This window comes from Stenotrophomonas maltophilia, assembly GCF_002799155.1.
GTDB classification, from domain to species: domain Bacteria; phylum Pseudomonadota; class Gammaproteobacteria; order Xanthomonadales; family Xanthomonadaceae; genus Stenotrophomonas; species Stenotrophomonas maltophilia_R.
In genome coordinates, this window is record NZ_NERD01000002.1 from 654741 (window position 1) to 675095 (window position 20355).

At 62.1% G+C, this 20355-nt stretch carries 17 protein-coding genes; 11 read left to right on the top strand and 6 right to left on the bottom strand.

Features of this window, described 5'->3' with window-relative positions:
• Positions 1-5: 5 nt before the first annotated feature.
• A complete protein-coding gene (locus B9Y82_RS03605) occupies positions 6-470 on the top strand; it encodes a GNAT family N-acetyltransferase (RefSeq protein ID WP_100471566.1) in 465 nt (154 codons plus the stop codon).
• Positions 467-661 (top strand): hypothetical protein, encoded by a 195-nt coding sequence (locus B9Y82_RS03610; protein ID WP_100471567.1) that lies wholly within the window; start codon positions 467-469, stop codon positions 659-661. The genes B9Y82_RS03605 and B9Y82_RS03610 overlap by 4 nt, the downstream gene beginning before the upstream one ends.
• A gap of 48 nt (positions 662-709) precedes the next feature.
• On the opposite strand, the gene B9Y82_RS03615 is transcribed toward B9Y82_RS03610, so the two are convergent.
• Positions 710-1741, bottom strand: a complete 1032-nt coding sequence (locus B9Y82_RS03615) for a LacI family DNA-binding transcriptional regulator (protein ID WP_100471568.1) — start codon at positions 1739-1741, stop codon at positions 710-712.
• Positions 1742-2034: 293 nt separating this feature from the next.
• Here B9Y82_RS03615 and B9Y82_RS03620 point away from each other — a divergent pair, with 293 nt between their 5' ends.
• The 9 genes from B9Y82_RS03620 to B9Y82_RS03660 all read left to right on the top strand — a co-directional run bounded on the left by B9Y82_RS03620 (position 2035) and on the right by B9Y82_RS03660 (position 15653).
• Complete coding sequence (locus tag B9Y82_RS03620; protein ID WP_100471569.1) at positions 2035-2610, top strand: single-stranded DNA-binding protein; 576 nt, start codon at positions 2035-2037, stop codon at positions 2608-2610.
• A gap of 407 nt (positions 2611-3017) precedes the next feature.
• Positions 3018-6398 carry a DEAD/DEAH box helicase family protein gene (locus B9Y82_RS03625; RefSeq protein ID WP_100471570.1) on the top strand — a complete coding sequence of 1127 codons (3381 nt, stop codon included), beginning with the start codon at positions 3018-3020 and terminating at the stop codon, positions 6396-6398.
• Positions 6399-6406: 8 nt separating this feature from the next.
• The gene (gene rmuC, locus B9Y82_RS03630; RefSeq protein WP_100471571.1) at positions 6407-8245 is read left to right on the top strand and encodes a DNA recombination protein RmuC; all 1839 of its coding nucleotides are present in this window, start codon (positions 6407-6409) and stop codon (positions 8243-8245) included.
• Between the two features lie 11 nt (positions 8246-8256).
• Positions 8257-9840, top strand: a complete 1584-nt coding sequence (locus B9Y82_RS03635; protein WP_100471572.1) for a type I restriction-modification system subunit M — start codon at positions 8257-8259, stop codon at positions 9838-9840.
• Positions 9837-10979: a restriction endonuclease subunit S gene (locus B9Y82_RS03640; RefSeq protein WP_100471573.1), complete on the top strand. Its 1143-nt coding sequence runs from the start codon at positions 9837-9839 to the stop codon at positions 10977-10979. Before B9Y82_RS03635 ends, B9Y82_RS03640 begins: the two co-directional genes overlap by 4 nt.
• A 731-nt stretch (positions 10980-11710) precedes the next feature.
• Entirely contained in the window at positions 11711-12607 is an 897-nt protein-coding gene (locus B9Y82_RS03645; protein ID WP_202908114.1) for a hydroxypyruvate isomerase family protein, read from the top strand.
• Between the two features lie 27 nt (positions 12608-12634).
• The gene (locus B9Y82_RS03650; protein ID WP_100471574.1) at positions 12635-14320 is read left to right on the top strand and encodes a GMC oxidoreductase; all 1686 of its coding nucleotides are present in this window, start codon (positions 12635-12637) and stop codon (positions 14318-14320) included.
• Complete coding sequence (locus tag B9Y82_RS03655; RefSeq protein WP_100471575.1) at positions 14320-14895, top strand: gluconate 2-dehydrogenase subunit 3 family protein; 576 nt, start codon at positions 14320-14322, stop codon at positions 14893-14895. The genes B9Y82_RS03650 and B9Y82_RS03655 overlap by 1 nt, the downstream gene beginning before the upstream one ends.
• 14 nt (positions 14896-14909) lie before the next feature.
• Positions 14910-15653, top strand: a complete 744-nt coding sequence (locus B9Y82_RS03660) for a 3-keto-disaccharide hydrolase (RefSeq protein ID WP_238381535.1) — start codon at positions 14910-14912, stop codon at positions 15651-15653.
• A gap of 30 nt (positions 15654-15683) precedes the next feature.
• Here the strand turns inward: B9Y82_RS03660 and B9Y82_RS03665 are convergent, their stop codons facing one another.
• From B9Y82_RS03665 to B9Y82_RS03685, 5 genes are read right to left on the bottom strand one after another with little or no spacing between them, the layout of a single operon-like run.
• Entirely contained in the window at positions 15684-15980 is a 297-nt protein-coding gene (locus tag B9Y82_RS03665) for a c-type cytochrome (RefSeq protein WP_100471577.1), read from the bottom strand.
• An 18-nt stretch (positions 15981-15998) separates the two neighbouring features.
• The gene (locus B9Y82_RS03670) at positions 15999-16862 is read right to left on the bottom strand and encodes a sugar phosphate isomerase/epimerase family protein (RefSeq protein ID WP_100471578.1); all 864 of its coding nucleotides are present in this window, start codon (positions 16860-16862) and stop codon (positions 15999-16001) included.
• A 19-nt stretch (positions 16863-16881) separates the two neighbouring features.
• Positions 16882-18006, bottom strand: a complete 1125-nt coding sequence (locus B9Y82_RS03675; RefSeq protein ID WP_100471579.1) for a Gfo/Idh/MocA family protein — start codon at positions 18004-18006, stop codon at positions 16882-16884.
• Positions 18007-18018: 12 nt separating this feature from the next.
• Complete coding sequence (locus B9Y82_RS03680; RefSeq protein WP_100471580.1) at positions 18019-19236, bottom strand: nucleoside permease; 1218 nt, start codon at positions 19234-19236, stop codon at positions 18019-18021.
• A 27-nt stretch (positions 19237-19263) separates the two neighbouring features.
• Positions 19264-20316 carry a sugar phosphate isomerase/epimerase family protein gene (locus B9Y82_RS03685; RefSeq protein WP_100471581.1) on the bottom strand — a complete coding sequence of 351 codons (1053 nt, stop codon included), beginning with the start codon at positions 20314-20316 and terminating at the stop codon, positions 19264-19266.
• Positions 20317-20355: the final 39 nt, after the last annotated feature.

The window sequence follows — 20355 nt, forward strand, 5'->3', positions numbered from 1 at the left end:
CTGCCATGGAATTCAGGATGCTTCCGGCTGACGCGCCGGAACGAATGCAACTGGCGCAGTGGTACCACGCGCAATGGGGCCGGGAGGCTGGCCTTTCACTGGAACAGGAACTGCAGCGGCTCAACCTGCCGCAGGATGCCGGGGGATTCCCGCACCTGATGGCCGCCTTCGATGGCGGCCAGCTGGTCGGTGCGGTCCAGCTCAAGCGCCGCGAGATGCAGGCCTTCCCGCAGTACGAGCACTGGCTGGGCAGTGTGTTCGTGGCCGACAGTCATCGGGGCCGCGGACTGGCCAGTGGCCTGGTCGAGCAGGCAGCGGCGCAGGCGATGCGGATGGGCGTTTCCGAGCTGTATCTACAGACCGAAGCGCTGGATGGCGGCCTGTACGCTCGGCTGGGCTGGGAGCCGCTGCAGGAAGCCGACAATCGCAGCCTTCGAGTTCTGGTGATGGTGCGCAGGCTGGCCGCATGAACGCCCCAACGGCCCCTCATTCCCGCTTTGCGCTGATCTTCCTGGTCGCAGCCATCGCCGCCGCGCTGGTGTCCATGCACCTGCTGCGCGCGGCCTGGCATCTGGCGCAGCGGGCGCGACAGCAGGGCCGTTCGGCATGGACGTTCGGAGTGCCGGCGGCGCTGGGCACCGTCGCTTCGATCGTGGCCTAGGTGCGGCTGGCGCTGCCGGGACCGAAGGTGGCGGCGCGCTGACTGCGCTTACCCGCGCAGCGACGATTCCCGCACCACCAGCTTCACCGGGATGCTCTGGCTTTCCACCGGCTGCCGGCCGATCAGCGCCAGCAGGCGTTCCACCAGCAGCTGCCCGGCCTGCTTGGTGTCCTGCTGCACCGTGGTCAGCGCCGGGGATACCGAGGCCGCCAGCGGGATGTCGTCGAAGCCGGTTACCGCCACGTCCTGCGGCACGCGCAGGCCGGCGTCGCGCAGGGCGCGCATCGCACCGATGGCGATCAGGTCGCTGGCGGCGCAGATCGCATCGATCGGCTCGCCACGCGCCAGAAGCGCCTGGCAGGCCTCCTGGCCGGAGGCCTCAGTGGTGATCGCATCGTGCTGCAGCGCCGGTTCGGCGGCCAGGCCGTGGTCCTGCAGGACCGCGACATGGCCGCGGTAGCGCTCCTGGAACTCAGGGTAATGGCTGGAGGCATGGCCGAGGAAGGCGATGCGGCGGCAGCCCTGCTTCAACAGGTGGGTGGTGATGTCGTGCCCGCCCTGGAAGTTGTCGCTGCCGATCGAGACACCGGGCTGGCCGGGCAGCGCGGCGCCCCAGCGCACGAAGTGCGTGCCCTGTTCGACCAGTCGCTGCAGGCGGTCGCGCGATTCGTGGTAGTCGCCATAGCCGAGCAGGATGATGCCGTCGGCCTTGTTGCTGTCCTCGTAATCGGCCTGCCAGTCGGTGGACAGCTGCTGGAACGAGACCAGCAGGTCCTGCCCGTGCAGGGCACAGGCGCGGGTGATCGAGCCCAGCATCGAATGGAAGAACGGGTTGATCAGCGAGTCGTCGTTGGTCGGGTCCTCGAAGAACAGCAGGGCCAGCGTGCCGGCGTTGCGCAGGCGCAGGCTGGAGGCGTTCTTGTCGACCTTGTAGTTCAGCTCGCGAGCGATGCGCAGGATGCGCTCGCGGGTTTCGGCGTTGACCATCGGGCTGCCCCGCAGGGCCCGCGACACGGTCGGCTGGGAGACCCCGGCCAGGTGGGCGATGTCCAGGGAGGTGGCTTTGCCTTTGATCGTCATGGGCACGCGGAAGGGGCAGGGGGGAAGGTGCCCGGGCATGATGCCATGGGCAGACGCGAATGCCTCTTCGGACGGCCGTTGAGGCAACGGTAAGTCATTGCCGGACAAGGAAATCAGTTCAATCCTCCGGCGCGGCCGGGGTCTTCCGGCCGGGCAGATGGCGGCGGCAATGCTAAGATGCATCGTTCTCGCATTCCCCCAAATTTCAACAGGGGCGGCCCAGCCTACTGCACCCCCGCCCGGGGCTGTGCTATCACTGGCGGTCTGCCCCTGGACAACGGACGAAGGTACCTATGGCGCGCGGCATCAACAAAGTCATCCTGGTCGGCAATCTCGGCAACGACCCGGACGTGAAGTACACCCAGGGCGGCATGGCGATCACCCGCATCAGCCTGGCCACCACCAGCGTCCGCAAGGACAAGGATGGCAACCAGCAGGAACGTACCGAATGGCACCGTGTGGTGTTCTTCGGCAAGCTCGGTGAGATCGCCGGCGAGTACCTGCGCAAGGGCAGCTCGGTCTACGTCGAAGGCAGCCTGCGCTACGACAAGTACACCGGCCAGGACGGCGTGGAGAAGTACTCCACCGACATCATTGCCGATGAAATGCAGATGCTGGGCGGCCGTGGCGAAGGCGGCGGTGGCGGCGGTGGTGGCAACTACGGTGGCGATCGTCCGCAGCGCCAGCAGGCGCCGCGTCAGGAGTACGGCAGCGGTGGCGGTGGCCAGCGTGGTGGCCAGGGCGGTGGCTACGGCAACCAGGGCGGCAACCAGGGCGGCGGTTACGGCAACCAGGGTGGCAACCAGCGCCCGCAGCCGCAGCAGGCGCCGCCGATGGACGACTTCGCTGACGACGATATTCCGTTCTAAGAAACACCTAGTTGAGAGTGTTGATAAAAAGTCTTACAAAGCCCCGCTTTTGCGGGGCTTTTAGTTTATAACCCCATCATGCGTAATTGAAGAATACTGCTATATGACGGTGCCGGATGCGAAGCGGCTCAACGATATGGACGAGGAGAACACCCGGCTGAAGAAATTGCTCGCTGAGCAATTGTAAGGGTTGTAACACATGGGTACAGCGACAGCGAAAGTGTCCAACGACACAGCCTGATTCTAACCCAGCTCCCGTCGATGATTTTCGCTATAAATAGAGTTACCTACCCTTTCATCGAACTCGCCATCCCGGCTCTGGTCAGACTGATGAGTAGGCTATAGTTGCTCGCATGCAACGCCGCACAGCCTTGATTTCGAGGCCTCCAAGGACAGAAGTCTCCTGCATGAAATCCGTCAACTTTGAATTTCTTCGCCCCGGGAACGAGCTGCTGGCCAATCTGGCCGGTCTTGCTGAGGGAGTCCTGCATGTCGATGCGGGCAGTGCACTGACGCGCCTGCGCAGCTTCGCCGAGGAGCTGACCAAGACCATCTACAGCGAAGAGCGCCTGCCGCGTTTGCCGCAGTCCACGTTCTATAGCTTGGTGAAGAGTCCGGTATTCACTGCGTGCACAAGCAGCTCACTAGTCCACCAGATCAACTTCCTGCGTATCCAGGGCAATGAAACGGCTCATGGCGGCGAGGGAGATGTTCGTACAGCCAAGTCGGCACTGAAGACGGCGCACGAGCTGGCCAAATACATGGCGGTGAAGTACTACGGGTTGGCCCATTCGAACTTGCCGGCTTTTGTCGAGGTCAAGGACCCCGCCACTGCGCTTAATGCGCTGCAGAAGTCGGTTGCCAGCTACGAGAAGGAGCTGTCCAAGCAACAGGAAGAGTTGCAGCGTGTTGTGGGGCAACTGGAGCAGCAGCGGGTACGTGATATTGAAAAGCTGCAAATGCCCGCTCCGGCAGACCAGAAGCAGCGCCAGGAAAGGAGCGAGGAGGTTGCCGGCAGCCTGCAATGGAGCGAGGCCAAGACCCGTAAGCTGTTGATTGACGCTATGCTGCTTCAGGCTGGCTGGGATGTGGGCAGCCCCGCACAGGTCGGGTTGGAGGTGGAAGTCGATTTTCCAGGCAACGCCAGCGGCAAGGGCTATGCAGACTATGTGCTGTGGGGAGACAACGGCCAGCCTCTGGCGGTGGTCGAAGCCAAGAAATCAGGCAACGTCAGCCTGCAGGCGGGGCGCGAACAGGCCCGCATGTATGCCGATGGTTTTGAACGCATGGGCATGCAACGCCCGGTGATCTTCTACAGCAATGGCTATGAGACCTTCATCTGGGATGACAAGCAGTACAACGGCTATCGGCAGGTGTATGGCTTCTATGGCAAGGACAGCTTGGAATACCTGATCTACCAGCGTCAGTACCGCGTTGCCGAGCTGAAAAAACACAACCCCGAGTTGAGCATTGCCGACAGGCCGTATCAGATCGAGGCGATCAAGACCGTTGCCGCGCACTTCCAGAAGCAGCGGCGCAAGGCGCTGATCATCCAGGCCACCGGCACCGGCAAGACCCGCGTTGCAATTGCTTTGGCCGAACTTCTGCTGCGCACCGGCTGGGCCAAGCGCGTGCTGTTCCTGTGCGACCGCAAGGAGCTGCGCGTCCAGGCCGATGATGCCTTCAAGCAGAACCTGCCCAGCGAACCGCGCTGCGTAATCGGCGAAGCCAATAAGGTTGACCAGACCGCGCGCATCTACATCGCTACTTTCCCGGGGATGATGAACCGTTTCGCGCAGTTGGATGTCGGCTTCTTCGACCTGATCATTGCTGACGAAAGCCATCGCAGCATCTATAACAAATACCGCGACCTGTTCGATTACTTTGACGCTCTGCAGGTCGGGCTGACCGCCACGCCGGTAAGGTTCATCAGCCGCAATACCTTCGACATGTTCGATTGCGAAACCACCGACCCGACATTCGAGTTCGGCCTGGATGCGGCCATCAACAACGATCCGCCGTATCTGGTGCCGTTCCGCGTGCGTGACCTGACAACTGATTTCTTGCGCGATGGCATCCACTACAACGACCTGAACGACGAGCAGAAGCGTCAGTTGGAAGAGGATCTGGGCGAGGAAGAAGCCAAGCGCACCACCATTGCCGGCAAGGATATCGGCCGCCGAATCTTCAGCGAATCCACCGACCGCATCATTCTGGAAAACCTGATCGACAACGGCGTCAAGGATGACACCGGCTCCCTGGTGGGCAAGACCATTGTCTTTGCCCAGCGCCAGGATCACGCCGAGCATCTGGAAAAGATCTTCACCAAGCTTTACCCGCAGTACGGCTCGCGTGTGTGCAAGGTCATCCACAACGACATCCCGCATGTGGAAACCCTGATCAAGGAGTTCAAGAGGCCGGACAACGACTTCCGCATCGCCATTTCGGTAGACATGCTCGATACCGGCATCGACGTGCCAGAGGTGGTGAACCTGGTGTTCGCGAAGCCGGTCAAGTCATGGGTCAAGTTCTGGCAGATGATTGGCCGTGGCACGCGTCTTCGCCCGCATCTTTTCGGCCCGGGCAAGCATAAGGCCGAATTTCTGATCTTTGATCACTACGGCAATTTCGAATTCTTCGAGCAGGAATACCAGGAGCCGGAAGACACCGGCGGGAACTCGCTGCTGCAGACTGCATTTGCCGCACGCGTCGAACTTGCCCAAGTGGCGCTGAAAAATAACCATGCCGAGGCCTTTGACCTGGCCGTGCGCCTGATGCGCGAAGACATCAATGACCTGCCGGACAGCAGTGTGGCCGTGCGTCGGCAGCTGCGGTTGGTGCACCAGTTGCAGCGGACCGACCAGCTACGGAATTTCGATAGCCGCACCCAACACCTTGTCAGTGAGACCATTTCGCCACTGATGTCTGCCCGAGTGCTGCGTGACAAGCATGCCACCGCGCTGGACAAACTCATGGCAAACATCCAGCGTTGTCTGGTGGAGCAGGCCAGCTGTTTTGAAGATGGCAAGACCGAACTATTGGTTGCTTTGGACAAGCTGGCAGTGAACATCCAGGCGGTCCGGCAGAAGGATGCAGTGATTGCCGAGGTGCGCAGTGCCGCGTTCTGGCGGCAGGCCAGCATTGCGAGCCTGGAACATGCCCGCAAGGAATTGCGCGGCATCATGAAGTACCGGCGCGTGGATTTCGGGCCGGGTTATGACATTCCCACGACCCGCACCGGCGATGGCGGGGTGATCCAAGAGGAGCGCACGACATACATGGTAGGAGCCAGTGAGGCGCTGATCTACCGGCGTCGGCTCAAGCGCATTCTCGATGACATGCTGGCCGCGAATCCCACCCTGCAGAAGATCCACCAAGGCCAGTCCATTGCCGAGCATGAGCTGAAGAAACTCACTTCCACCATCCTCACCAGCCATCCGGGCGTCAGCTTGGAGGTGCTCAACGAATTCTACGGCCGTACCGCCACTGAATTGCACCTCACCGTGCGTGAGATAATCGGCCTGGATGCACACGCCATCGAAGAGCACTTCAAGGGCTTTCTGCACGCACATCCTGGGCTTACCGCACAACAGGTGCGCTTCATGAACCTGTTGAAGAACTACATTGCCACCCACGGCAGTATCGTCATTGAAACGCTCTACGAGCCGCCGTTTGACAGCATTTCCCACGAAGGCATCGATGGTGTTTTTACTGCTGCGGATGTGGATGCGCTCGTGGCTGTACTCAAACCCTTCATGCACGGGGAAACCGTGCCAGCCAGCCGCTAGGAGAGCACATGGAAGCCAGTCAATGGACTACTGACGTCATCGTCATCACTGCCGTGCTTGCATTGATTTGTGTGTTGCTGGGCTATTTGGTGGCGACATTGCGTCAGGGGCGGCAGCTCAGTCTGCTGCAAGCCCAACTCGAGCAGGCTCAGCAGGCGCTAGCAGCGGCAGTCGCGGGCAGTGCCGCGCTGGGTCAGCAGCTCAAAGCCGCAGAAGCCCGAGCCAATGATTTGCAGGTTGCAGATTCCGCGTTGAAGGCGCAGATGCAGGCAGCCGTCGACAATGTGAGTCGGTTGACGCAAGAGCAGCTGGACGGCAAAGACGTGCAGGCTGAATTGCGGCAGGATCTGGAGGATGCCCACGGGCAGTATCTTGAAGCAGTCAAAGGCTTGGAGACCGCCCAGGCCGAAGGTAGGGCGTTGCAGGAGAAAGTCAACGACCTGGTTGATCGTCTGGCTACCGCCCAAGCATCCAATATCTCCTTGCAACGTGAGCGCGACACGCTCAAGGACCAGCTCGCCAATCAGGATGCCCTTGCCAAGGTGGCAGCAATTGGCGAACGGGAAGCCCGCGAGCAACTTCAGGGCCTCAAGGCGCAGCAAGTGGTTGCTGCCGAGCGCTATGAAACGCTCCAGGCTCGCTTTGCTACGCAGAGCAGCGAATACACCAAACTCAAGACGGAGCTGGACGAGCGTGAGGCCAGTCATGCACGTGAGTTGGCCAATTTCGAACAACAGAAAGCCAGCTTGAGCGAACAGTTCAGATTGCTCTCCAACGAAATACTGGAAGCTAAGGCCCAAGCCTTGCAGGAAAGCAGCAAGCTCAGTCTGAGTGCCGTGATGACGCCGTTCCAGCAGTCCATCGAAACCTTCAAGCTAGAGGTCCGGGAGATCCATCACCGCGAAACCACCCAGCAGGGTGAGCTGCGCAAAGAGCTGGAGCAGCTGAAGGCGCTTAACCAACAGATCACTGCCGAGGCCCATGAGCTATCCACTGCGCTGCGCGGTCAAAAGAAGCTGCAGGGCAACTGGGGCGAGCTGGTGCTTGAAAACGTACTCGACCGCTCTGGCCTTCAGCTGGGCAAGGACTACCAGCGCGAGGTCAGCATTACTACCGAAGAGGGGCGCCGGCGCCCGGATGCCGTGGTTTACCTGCCCCAGGGCAGGCATCTGATCATCGACGCCAAGGTCTCGCTCAACGCCTATGCCCGCTACGTGAACGCGGAAGACGATCTGGAGCGCAAGCAGGCCCTGAAAGAGCATGTCCAGGCCGTCGCCAGCCGCATCAAGGAGCTGGCTGACCGTGACTATTACAAGCTGCCGGGGCTCAACTCGCCGGACATGGTGTTCATGTTCATCCCCATTGAGTCTGCGTTCGTTGAAGCGCTCAAGGCGGATGAAACCCTGTTTCAGCAGGCCATTGAAAACAATGTGCTGGTGGCTACGCCGACTACCCTGCTGACCAGCCTCAACATCGTTCGCCAGCTCTGGCGCTATGAGGATCAGAACAAGCACACCGCCGCGCTGGCCAACCGAGCAGAGGGCGTTTTCAAAAAGCTCAACTCCTTCCTGGCCAGTTTCGAGAGAATCAAGAAGGGGCTGGAAAGCGCCACCGAAGCCTATACCAGGGCGGAAGGCCAACTGGTCAGCGGCAAAGGCAACCTCGTCAAGCAGGTGGGCGAATTCAAGAACCTTGCACCCGCCATTAAGGCGCAGCTGCCTGCCTATTTCGCCGACAAAGCCGCGCTGGAAATCGATTTTATCCCATCTGAGCAAAGCATCGAAGCGCTTAACCGCGCCGCTGACAATGAAGGCTTGCTCGACGAAAACGACACTGAAACTGAGTAAGAGACCAACTGATGTTGACCGGCAAGATCCGCAACGATATCGATAAGCTCTGGGAGAAATTCTGGACCGGGGGTATCACCAACCCGCTGACTGTGATCGAGCAGATCAGCTACCTGATGTTTGCCCGCATGCTGGATATGCAGGAAGACGTGGCCGAACGCAAGGCCAAGCGCACCGGTAAGCCGGTCGAGCGCCTATTCCCCGACTCCCGCGAGGGCCAGTTGCTGCGCTGGAAGAACTTCCGCAACCTCAGTGGCAAAGAGCTGCACAAGCACCTGAAGAAGAACGTCTACCCCTTCTTTGCCACGCTGGGCACTGCCGGCACCAAGGGCGGGGCAGTGGCGGCTCTGGGGCACATCGGCGAGTACATGCAGGATGCCGACCTGGAGATCAAGAACGAATCGGTACTGGTTGCGGCCGTGGAGATGATAAACGAACTGCCGCTGACCCACACCGACGTCAAGGGCGACATCTACGAATACCTGCTCAGCAAGCTGACGACCGCCGGCATCAATGGCCAGTTCCGTACCCCGCGCCACATCATCGATGCGATGGTGGAGGTGGTGGCGCCGCAGCCTTACGAGGTGGTCTGCGATCCGTCCTGCGGCACGGCCGGCTTCCTGGCCCGCACCATGGAATACCTCAACCGCACCCATTCCAGCGATGCGGGCACCCTCACCGACGAGGACGGCAACAGCAGCTACACCGGTGACCTGCTGGACGCCTACCGCAAGCACATCAACAGCCAGATGTTCTGGGGTTTCGATTTCGATACCACCATGCTGCGCGTGTCCAGCATGAACATGCTGCTGCACGGGGTGAGCGGGGCGAACATCAACTATCAGGACACGTTGAACAAATCCATCAAGGAACACTTCCCTCGTCAGGAAGAGAACTTCTTTGACGTGGTTTTAGCCAACCCGCCGTTCAAGGGCAGCCTGGACGAGGCCAACGTCAACCCGGACGTACTGGCCTTGGTCACGACCAAGAAGACCGAGCTACTGTTTGTGGCCCACATCCTGCGCTCGCTCAAGCTGGGCGGCCGTGCGGCGGTGATCGTGCCCGATGGCGTGCTGTTCGGCTCCAGCAAGGCCCACCAGCAGCTGCGCCGGGAACTGTTGGAAAACAACCAGCTGGAAGGCGTCATCAGCCTGCCCAGCGGCGTGTTCAGGCCCTATGCCGGCGTGAGCACGGCCATCCTGTTGTTCACCAAGGGCGGTGAAACGGAGCGGGTATGGTTCTACGACCTGCAGGCCGATGGCTATTCGCTGGATGACAAGCGCACGCCGCTGAAGGGCGAGGGCAGCAATGACCTGCCCGATGCGATTGCCCAGTGGGCGGCCTACCGCAAGCTGGTCGAGCGCAATGCCCGCGAGCAGACCATCAACAAGCAGTTCGGTGACCGCAAGCAGAAGGCCTTTGTGGTGCCGGCCGACGAGATTGCCGCCAACAAGTACGACCTGTCCATCAATCGCTACAAGGAAGTAAAGCACCAGCTGGTGCAGTACGAGGATCCGAAGCGGATCCTGCAGCGGCTGCGTGCGCTGGAGCAGGAGATCCTGGCGGATCTGGATGGGCTGGAGGGGATGCTGTGAGTTGGTCTACGAATAATCTCGGTGACCTTGTTGAAATAAAGGGCGGAGGAACACCAAGTAAGTCAGTACCTGAGTACTGGGGAGGGGCGATTCCTTGGGCGTCCGTCAAGGATTTCAAGGGTGGGACATTGGAAACAACGGAAGACTGCATAACTGAACTGGCCGTCAGTTCTTCTTCTACATGTCTTATCCCCGCGGGGAGCCTCATCGTTCCAACTAGGATGGCCCTTGGTAAGGTCGCTATAAACTCAGTGGAAATGGCGATAAATCAGGATCTGAAGGCTCTGCGGGTCAGGGATGAGTCTAGGTTGTTGGTTCGTTATTTGTATCGATTTTTAGAATATAAATCTGGATTTTTGCAGGAGCAGGGAAAGGGAGCTACTGTCAAAGGAATAACGCTAGATGTGCTCAAGGGATTGGAAGTCCCGCTCCCGCCCCTGTCCGAACAAACGCGAATCGCCGCCATTCTCGACAAGGCCGATGCCATCCGACGCAAGCGTCAGCAAGCCATCAAACTTGCCGACGACTTCCTGCGCGCGGTGTTTCTGGACATGTTCGGAGACCCGGTGACCAATTCGAAGAGTTGGCCAATGCTGCGCGTAGAGGAACTGTGTGAAATTGTCAGAGGGAGCTCCCCTCGTCCCCAAGGTGATCCGCGCTTCTATGGCGGTCCCGTGCCTCGGCTTATGGTTGCGGATCTGACTCGTGACGGGAAATTGGTAACCCCAAAGATTGACTCCTTAACAGAACAGGGTGCAAAGAAGAGTCGGCCGATTGAAGCCGGAACTGTGGTCATGGCTGTAAGTGGGAACGTCGGATTAACCTCTGTGCTCGCCATTGATGCATGTATTCATGACGGTTTTGTTGCCTTCAAGGGGCTTGATACATCCAAAATAAGGCAGGAATTTCTTTGTGAGATCATGATGTTTTTAAAGTCAACTCACGAATCCAGAAAGGCTGGGGCCATTTTTCAGAACTTGACTACTTCCCAAATAAAAGAAATGCAAATTCCAGTCCCTCCTTTGGCGTTACAAGATAAATTTATATCTATCAATGGTGCGATAAATAGAATTTATGATAGCTGTGATTTTTCGATATTTGAATCTATCAGCACAAGAGTTTTCAACGGCAAGTTGTAGGTGGGTATTCATGCATCTCAAGCCCGTCGAGCTTATTCACTTTCGCGGTTGGCGTGCTGTCACCGTTATTTACATTGACGTGGCACTGAACAGGATTTCGGGGGCAATAACGATGGCAAGTCTTCCATCCTCGAAGCCATCGCCTTCTTCTTAGAGAGCTGTGAGGAACCGCCCATCCACTAGAAGCACCAGAGCCTAGTCAGTAGCCATGCTCAACGTTGCATTGCTCTATCCCTGGAACCCCCTAGCTGAACGTAGTATTGGCCAACATCCTCAGTTGTTCGCCCACCTCTCCCAGTTCAGGCAGGCCTGCATCCATCCCGCCCGCAAGGCCGCTCCCCTTCGAGTGGATCGCGTGACTGTTGATAAGAGGCCACTTTTCACGCGACTTTCGCGTCCATTACAGACCAAAAAGACCCGGATGATTGAAATAGACCCGTCACAAAATTTAAAATACACATATAGATCAATCATTTACACAAGCACAATGATCTATTGACAGGCCGAGATGTGTGCACAACCGTTCTGATCGAACGCGCGTTTGCAGCAGAAAAGAAAGCCCCGTTCACGCGGGGCTTTTCTTTTTCCCGCGATTCCCTGGAGCTTGTGCCTCGCAGCATTGATTTTCGTGCACCGCGACTTGCAAACAGACAATTTCCTCCCCTATGGTGCAATCGATTGCATTGCTGTGAATCGTTGCGTTTGATACCGGTTGGGAGGCCGGCAGGTGGATGTCCATCCATTCGATCAAACCGGCCCCGGCAACGGGCCTCACGCGGCGCGATGCGCTGCGCCTGGCGGTTGCCGGCGGCATTGGCCTGGGGGCGGCAGGCGTGCTCCCCGCATTCGCCGCCGATGCTCCGCTCAAGGGCAACCTGAAGCACTCCGTCGCCCGCTGGACCTTCCCGCAGCTGTCGGTCGCCCAGCTCTGCGCGACGGTGAAGGACATCGGCTTCGCCGCCATCGATCTGGTCGGCCCGGAAGACTGGCCCACGTTGAAGGCCCATGGCGTGTACAGCTCGATGTGCAACGGCGCGGAGCTGGGCCTGACCAAGGGCTTCGCCGGCCGCCAGTTCCATGATGAGCTGGTGGAGCGCTACACGCGGCACATCGATCTGGTGGCCGATGCCGGCTACCGGAATCTCATCTGCTTCTCCGGCAACCGCAGCGGCATGGATCCTGCCGAGGGCATGGCCAATGCCGAGGCCGGCCTCAAGCGCATCCTCGGGCATGCCGAGAAGCGCGGGGTGGTGCTGGTGATGGAACTGCTGAATTCCAGGGTCGATCATCGCGACTACCTGTGCGACCACTCGGCCTGGGGCGTAGAGCTATGCCAGCGGCTTGGCTCGGACAACTTCGGCCTGCTGTACGACATCTATCACATGCAGATCATGGAAGGCGACATCATCGCCACCATCGGCAAGCATCACGCCTGCTTCAAGCACTACCACACCGCGGGCGTGCCCGGCCGGAACGAGATCGGAGACCAGCAGGAGCTCCACTATCCGGCCATCTGTCGCGCGATCCGCGACACCGGTTTCAAGGGATACCTGGCGCAGGAGTTCACGCCTGTAGCGCCTGATCCCGTTGCCTCATTGCGCGAGGCGATCCGCCTCTGCGACGTCTGAAACGATATCCACCCAGGTGAGAAACCCATGGCAGATAATCACTACGACGCCATTGTTGTTGGCTCGGGAATCAGTGGCGGTTGGGCGGCGAAGGAGCTGACCGAGAAGGGCCTGAAGGTCCTGATGCTGGAACGCGGGCGCAACATCGAGCACGTCAAGGACTACGTCAATGCGATGAAGGAAGCGTGGGACTTTCCGCACCGCAACCGGCCAACGCAGGCGATGAAGGCCGAGTTCCCGGTGCTGATGCGCGACTACGGCCTGGCCGAAAACCTGGAAGGAATGTGGGCCAACGAACAGGAGTCGCCCTACATCGAAACCAACCGCTTCGACTGGTTTCGTGGCTACCACGTGGGTGGCCGTTCGCTGATGTGGGGCCGGCAGAGTTATCGCTTCTCCGACCTGGATTTCGAGGCGAACCTCAAGGACGGAATCGCGACCGATTGGCCGATCCGCTACGCGGACATCGCGCCCTGGTATGACCATGTGGAACGATTCGCCGGCATCGCCGGCACGCGCGAAGGACTGGACGTGTTGCCGGACGGCGAGTTCCTGCCGCCGATCCCGTTGAACATCGTCGAGAAGGATGTGGCCGCGCGGATCAAGAAGGCCTTCGGCGGCACCCGGCACATGATCCACTCGCGCACTGCCAACATCACCAAGCCGATGCCCGAGCAGGGCCGCGTCAACTGCCAGTACCGCAACAAATGCATCCTGGGCTGTCCCTTCGGCGCCTACTTCTCGACCCAGGCGGCGACGCTGCCAGCGGCGATGAAAACCGGCAACCTGACCCTGCGGCCGTTCTCGATCGTCAAGGAAGTGCTCTACGACAAGGACCGCAAGCGCGCGCGCGGCGTGGAGGTCATCGACGCGGAGACCGGGCAGACCTACCAGTACACGGCCAAGGTCATCTTCCTCAACGCGTCGTCCTTCAACTCGACGTGGTTGCTGATGAACTCGGCCACCGATGTGTGGGAGGGCGGGTTGGGCTCATCGTCGGGCGAGCTCGGGCACAACGTGATGGACCATCATTTCGGAGCGGGCGCCTCGGGCCGGGTCGAGGGTTACGAAGACAAGTATTACTTCGGCCGCCGTCCCTGCGGCTTCTACATCCCGCGTTTCCGCAACGTCGCGGCCGACAAGCGCGGCTACCTGCGCGGGTTCGGCTACCAGGGCGGCGCCAGCCGCACCGGCTGGTCGCGCGAGATCGCCGAGCTGAACATCGGTGCTGACCTGAAGGAGGCGCTGACCGTGCCCGGTGACTGGCGCATCGGCATGACCGGGTTCGGTGAAATGCTGCCGCACCACGACAACACGATCCGCCTGGACCGCGACCGCAAGGACAAGTGGGGGCTGCCAGTGCTGGCGATGGACGTTGCCATGCGTGCCAACGAACTGGCGATGCGAAAGGACATGGCCGCCGATGCCGCCGAGATGCTGGAGGCGGCCGGTGTCAAGGACGTGAAGATGCACGACAACGATTACGCCCCGGGCAAGGGCATCCACGAAATGGGGACCGCGCGCATGGGACGTGATCGGAAGAGCTCGGTGCTGAACCAGCACAATCAGGTCTGGGATGCACCCAATGTCTATGTGACCGACGGTGCTTGCATGACCTCCAGCGCCTGCGTGAATCCTTCGCTGACCTACATGGCGCTGACCGCGCGCGCGGCCGACCACGCCGTGCGTGAACTGAAAGCGGGGAACCTCTGATGGATCGCCGCGAGCTGTTGAAAATGATCGTCGCCGCTACGGGTGCGGCCATGGTCGGCCTGCCTGCGCTCGCGCAGGGAAAGGCCGCTGCCGCACCGGTGAAGACCCTGTTCTCCGACGCCGATGTCGGCACGCTGGACGAGATCGCCGAGACCATCCTGCCGCGGACCCGGACGCCAGGGGCGAAGGATGCTGGCGCGGGCCTGTTCATGGCGACGTTCGTCACCGACTGCTACACCGCCCGGCAGCAGGCGGCGTTCCGGGCGGGCCTGGTCGATATCGACAAGCGGGCCGGTGGCCGCTTCGTGTCGCTCACGCCGGAAGCCCGGACCGAATTGCTGCGCACGCTTGATGCAGAGGCCAGGGCACGCCATGCCGATGTGACCGAAACCGGTACGCCAGAAGAGGGCGAGGCGATGCCGCATTACTTCACGATGCTCAAGCAACTGGCCATCTTCGGCTTCTTCACCTCCAAGGTCGGCGCCACCGGGGTGCTGCAGTACGTCGCCGTGCCGGGGCGCTACGACGGCGATCTCGCCTATGTTCCCGGCACGCCCGCCTGGGGGACCAGCTGATGGAGTGCAACAGGATGATCAAGCCGCTGCTGATCGCGGCCACCGTGCTGGCCGCCGCACCCGTGTTCGCGCAGAACGGGGCCGACGCCGCGCGCGATCCGAAGAAGACCGAGGTGTGGACGCCGGTGCCTGCGGTAGTGGCAACACCAGCGGGCATGGCGCCGTCCGACGCCATCGTGCTGTTCGATGGCAAGGATGTCTCGGCGTGGGAGTCGGAGCAGGGCGACCGCGTGCCCTGGACGGTTGCCGATGGCGCGATGACCGTCGTGCCCGGCAGCAAGGGCATCCGCACCCGGCAACGCTTCTGCGATGTCCAGCTGCATGTCGAGTGGCGCACGCCCACCGACACGAAGGGCTTCGACGGCCAGAACCGGGGCAACAGCGGCATCTTCCTGCAGGAGCTGTACGAGCTGCAGGTGCTCGACAGCTACAACAACCCGACCTATGCCAATGGCCAGGCGGGCTCCATCTACAAGCAGGCCATGCCGCGGGTGAATGCCTCGCGCGCACCGGGCCAGTGGCAGGCCTACGACATCCTCTGGAAAGCACCGCGCTTCTCGGCGGGCGGCGGGCTTGTCTCGCCTGCGCGCATCACGGTGCTGCACAACGGCGTGCTGGTGCAGGACGATACCGTGCTGGCGGGCAAGACCGAGTACATCGGCGCGCCATCGTACGCGCCCCATGGATGCGCGCCGCTCTACCTGCAGGAACATGACTCCAGGGTCAGCTACCGCAACATCTGGGTGCGCGAGCTGTAGTGGCACGCGGCCGGCGTGGTCGCCGGCCGCTTACTTCGCCAGGTAGCTGGCGATGTCATCGATCTCCTGCTGCGACAGCTGGGAGAAGGGCGGCATCAACCCACCGCCCTTGCTGATCTTTTCCTTGATCTGTGCAGGTGCCATGCGCTTGCCGATGTCGGTGAGCGCCGGAAACGCACCCGGCATGCCCGCACGATCGGCGCCGTGGCAGGCCACGCAGTTCGCGGTGTAGAGCCTTGCACCCGCAGCCGGGTCGTCCTTGCACCAGGCGACTGTCGCCACGCTCATGCCACCCAGGGCCACCACCATTGCCAGGATCATTTTCATGCGGGGCTCCTTGATGCGTCAGCGCCGCGCACGGGCGGGCACGTTGGTGGTCAGGTGTTCACGCAGATAGTCCGCGCCGGTCTGGATGACCTTGGCCGGGTCGCGTGGCTGGTCGTGCTCGATGATGTACCAATGCACGCCGGCGGCTGCCGCAGCAGGCAGGATCGCGTTCCAGTCCAGCACGCCCTGGCCCACCGCAGCGAATCCGCCTTCGTCTTCGGCCTGGCCCTTGGGCGCATTGTCCTTGGCGTGCACCGCGAACACGTGGCCGCGGAATTTTGCCAGCATCACCGCCGGGTCCAGGCCTGCACGCGCGACCCAGGCCAGGTCCAGCTCGGTCTGCAGGTCGGGACCGGCGGCGGCAAACAGCAGTTCCAGTCCGGTCCTGCCATCGAAGTCGGCCAGTTCGAAATCGTGGTTGTGGTAGGCCAGGCGCATGCCCTTACCGCGCACCTGCTTTGCGATCCGGCCCAGTTCCTGGCCCAGGGCAGTCCAGCCGGCGGCATCGCTCGGGCGATCCTTCTTGTCCAGGTACGGCACCACCAGCGTCGTGTTGCCGATCGACCGGTTGAAGGCCACCACCCCCTCCAGGTTGCTGCGCAGCTCGGCCAAGGGCACGTGCGAAGAAACCACCTTGATCGAATACCGGTCCAGCAACGGCTTGAGTTCGGCAGCGCGGGTGTCCTGCGTGCCGACCGTTTCCACTGCATGGATACCCGCGTCGTGGACGATCTTCAGCTGCTGCTCCAGCGAGCCGGCATCGCGCAGCGTGTACATCTGCACCGCGATCGGCTTCTGCGTGCGGGCAGCTTCGCCTGCAAGGGCAGGCAGCGCTGCGAGCAGCAGGACGAGGCCTGCAGTTCTACGGACAAGGGTCTTCATCAACAGCTCCTCCCGGGTTTCAACCGATGGCAGTCCAGGCACGCGACCTGGCCGATGCAATGACACGATCGACGATCAGCGCCGAGCGCACGCCGTCTTCAAACGTGGGCAGGCCCTGCGGCCGCTCGCCGTCGATGGCGCGATAGCTGTCGGCGACAAATGCTTCAAAACACTGGGCGTAGCCCTGCGCGTGCCCGGCCGGCAGCACCGACAGCCGGCGCTGTTCGGCAGTGCCGGCGCCGGGCCCGCGCACGAAGATCTCCTCGCGCTGGTCGGGCAGGCCGATCCAAAGGCGCTCGGCATCCTCCTGGTTGAAGGCCACGCTGGCCTTGGCGCCATCGATCTCGAACCAGAGGCGATTGCGGCGCCCGGCCGAAACCTGGCTGACCGTCAACGACGCCAGCGTGCCAGCGCCGGTCCTGAACATCGCCGCCGCCACGTCCTCGCTCGTGACCGCCTGCATCGCGCCGTCTGTGGCCGCTGTACTGAAGCTCTGGCCACTGACGGCGCTGCGCTCGGCGACCACCGTGTCGAAGGCCGCGCTGACCTCGGCGAAACGTTCACCGCTGACCCATTCCACCAGGTCGCACCAGTGCGAACCGATGTCGGCGAACACGCGCGATGCGCCGCCCAACGCCGGGTCCACGCGCCAGTTGTTGCTGGCGGGATCCAGCAGCCAGTCCTGCAGGTAGCTGCCGTGGATCAGGTGCAGCGGCCCCAGCTCACCGTCGGCGATGCGTGCGCGCGCCTCGCGCACCACCGGGTGGTAGCGGTAGACGAAGGGTACCGTGGCGACCAATCCGGTCGATGCGGCCAGCGCCGCCAGCGCCTGTGCATCGTCCAGCGTGGTTGCCAGCGGTTTCTCGCAGATCACGTGCTTGCCGGCTTCCAGCGCGGCCTGCGCCATCGCGCGGTGCAGATGGTTGGGCGTGCAGACGTGCACGACCTGCACCTGCGGATCGGCGATCACCTCCTGGATGTCCCGGTACGCACGCGGAACATTCCACGACTGCGCTGCCTCACGCGCGCGCTGCGGTGACGAGGCGGCCACGCCGTGTACCTCGGCACCGGCCAGCAAGGCGGCGCGACGATGCACGGCACCGATCATGCCGGCGCCGATGATGGCGATTCCAAGCTTGGGCATTGGCTGCGGTCCTCAGGGCGTGGAAGGCGCGGGCGCGGCCACCGGCCGGTCGCGGAACAGCAGCAGGAAGGCGATCAGCACCACCAGTGCCACGCCGGCCGGGAACAACCAGATCTGCTGCCAGTCGGGGCCAGCCTCGGTGGTGAAGTGCTCCACCACCGCGCCGGACAGGAAGGTGCCGATCAGCATGCCCACGCCGTACGTGGCCAGGGTAATGAACCCCTGCGCGCTGCTGCGCGCGGCCGGGCCGGCGTGCGCATCGGTGTAGATCTGGCCGGTGACGAAGAAGAAGTCGTAGCAGATGCCGTGCAGCACGATGCCGATCACCAGCAGCGGGAAGCCACCGCCCGCATCCCCAAAGGCGAACAGGGCATAGCGCACCACCCAGGCGGCCATGCCGACCGCCAGCATGGTCTTCACTCCCAGCCGCACGAACAGGAACGGCATGGCCAGCATCAGCAGCACTTCGGAGACCTGGCCCAGCGACTGCAGGCCCGCAGCGCCGCGCACGCCGAGGTCGTTGAGATACGGGTTGGTGAAGTTGTAGTAGAACGACAGTGGTATGCAGATGGCGATGGAGGCCAGGAAGAACACCAGGTAGGCGCGCGACTTCAGCAGCCGCAGCGAGTCCAGCCCGAGGATCTGCCCCAGCCCGGCGTCGCGCTGCTGTGCCAGTGGCGGCGTGTGCGGCAGGGTGAACGCATACAGGCCCAGTACCAGCGATGCCAGCGCCGCCATCCGGAAGGTCAGTTCGAGCCGATGGGCCTGCTCCCAGCCCAGCCAGCCGATCAGCACGCCTGCGACGATCCAGCCGATGCTGCCGGCCACCCGTACCAGCGGGAACTGTTTCTCGGGCGACTGCATGTGCCGCATCGCCACGCTGTTGGCCAGTGCCAGCGTCGGCATGAACAGCAGCATGTACCCCATCACGCAGGCCGAGAACACACTGAAGCTGGTGGCGGTGGATGCCAGCCACATCAGTACCGCGCCGGCCAGGTGCAGCACCGCGAGGATGCGCTGCGCGGCGAAGTAGCGATCGGCGATCAGGCCGACCAGGAACGGCGCCACGATCGCGCCGATCGATTGGCTGAGGAAGGCGGTGGCCACCTGGCTGGCGCTGGCCTGCAGCGGGCCCTGCACCAGGTACGTCCCGAGCGTCACGAACCACGCTCCCCAGATGAAGAACTGCAGAAACATCATCGCGCCCAAGCGCGACATGGCGTGCGACATGGCTTACCCTCCCGGGGCGGTAATGGCTCAGATTCCCAGCATGCGGTGCAGTGATGCGGCGTCCGTGCCGCTGTCGGCGAAATCATCGAAGGCGCGTTCGGTCACGCGGATGATGTGGTCGCGGATGAAGGCGGCACCCTCGCGTGCGCCGTCTTCGGGGTGCTTCAGGCAGCACTCCCACTCCAGCACCGCCCAGCCGGGGAAGTCGTACTGCGCGAACTTGGAGAAGATCGCCTTGAAGTCGATCTGGCCATCGCCGAGTGAACGGAACCGGCCCGGGCGATCGATCCAGTCCTGGTAGCCGCCATACACGCCGCTGCTTGCGCTGGGGCGATATTCCGCGTCCTTGACGTGGAAGATGCCGATGCGCGCGTGGTAGCGGTCGATGAAACCCAGGTAGTCCATCTGCTGCAGCAGCAGGTGGCTGGGGTCGTACAGGATCCTGGCGCGGGGGTGATGGTCCACCACGTCGAGGAAGCGCTCGAAGGTCGCGCCGTCGTGCAGGTCCTCGCCGGGGTGGATCTCGAAGCACAGGTCCACGCCGCAGGCGTCGAAGGCATCGAGGATGGGGCGCCAGCGCCGGCCGAGTTCGGCGAAGGCTTCTTCCACCAGTCCCGGTGGGCGCTGTGGCCAGGGATAGAAGTAGGGCCAGGCCAATGCGCCGGAGAACGTGGCGTGGGCGGTCAGCCCCAGGCGCTGGCTGGCTTTGGCGGCCAACCGCAGCTGCTCCACCGCCCAGGCCTGGCGGGCGGACGGGTCGCCGCGCTTGTCCGGTGGCGCGAATCCGTCGAACAGGCTGTCGTAGGCCGGATGGACGGCAACCAGCTGCCCCTGCAGGTGGGTCGACAGTTCGGTGATCTGCAGGCCGTGCCCGGCGAGCATGCCGGCAACATCGTCGCAGTACGCCTGGCTGCGCGCGGCCTCGGCCAGGTCGAACAGGTGGGGCGCGCTGGTGGGAACTTGTACGCCAGAATAGCCCAGACCCGCGGCCCATCCGGCCAGCGTGTCCAGCCGATCAAAAGGAGCCGTGTCGCCGATGAACTGCGCCAGGAACAGCGCTGGACCCTTGAGCGTCTTCAACGTGATTCGCCCTCGATGCAATCGATTGCATTATCCTAG

Coding starts and splice junctions, on each gene's coding strand:
- B9Y82_RS03665 (WP_100471577.1), bottom strand. CDS start 15,980: ATGAAAATGATCCTGGCAATGGTGGTGGCCCTGGGTGGCATGAGCGTG.
- B9Y82_RS03605 (WP_100471566.1), top strand. CDS start 6: ATGGAATTCAGGATGCTTCCGGCTGACGCGCCGGAACGAATGCAACTG.
- B9Y82_RS03660 (WP_238381535.1), top strand. CDS start 14,910: ATGATCAAGCCGCTGCTGATCGCGGCCACCGTGCTGGCCGCCGCACCC.
- B9Y82_RS03680 (WP_100471580.1), bottom strand. CDS start 19,236: ATGTCGCACGCCATGTCGCGCTTGGGCGCGATGATGTTTCTGCAGTTC.
- B9Y82_RS03615 (WP_100471568.1), bottom strand. CDS start 1,741: ATGACGATCAAAGGCAAAGCCACCTCCCTGGACATCGCCCACCTGGCC.
- B9Y82_RS03650 (WP_100471574.1), top strand. CDS start 12,635: ATGGCAGATAATCACTACGACGCCATTGTTGTTGGCTCGGGAATCAGT.
- B9Y82_RS03625 (WP_100471570.1), top strand. CDS start 3,018: ATGAAATCCGTCAACTTTGAATTTCTTCGCCCCGGGAACGAGCTGCTG.
- B9Y82_RS03670 (WP_100471578.1), bottom strand. CDS start 16,862: ATGAAGACCCTTGTCCGTAGAACTGCAGGCCTCGTCCTGCTGCTCGCA.
- B9Y82_RS03620 (WP_100471569.1), top strand. CDS start 2,035: ATGGCGCGCGGCATCAACAAAGTCATCCTGGTCGGCAATCTCGGCAAC.
- B9Y82_RS03655 (WP_100471575.1), top strand. CDS start 14,320: ATGGATCGCCGCGAGCTGTTGAAAATGATCGTCGCCGCTACGGGTGCG.
- B9Y82_RS03635 (WP_100471572.1), top strand. CDS start 8,257: ATGTTGACCGGCAAGATCCGCAACGATATCGATAAGCTCTGGGAGAAA.
- B9Y82_RS03645 (WP_202908114.1), top strand. CDS start 11,711: ATGTCCATCCATTCGATCAAACCGGCCCCGGCAACGGGCCTCACGCGG.
- rmuC (WP_100471571.1), top strand. CDS start 6,407: ATGGAAGCCAGTCAATGGACTACTGACGTCATCGTCATCACTGCCGTG.
- B9Y82_RS03675 (WP_100471579.1), bottom strand. CDS start 18,006: ATGCCCAAGCTTGGAATCGCCATCATCGGCGCCGGCATGATCGGTGCC.
- B9Y82_RS03610 (WP_100471567.1), top strand. CDS start 467: ATGAACGCCCCAACGGCCCCTCATTCCCGCTTTGCGCTGATCTTCCTG.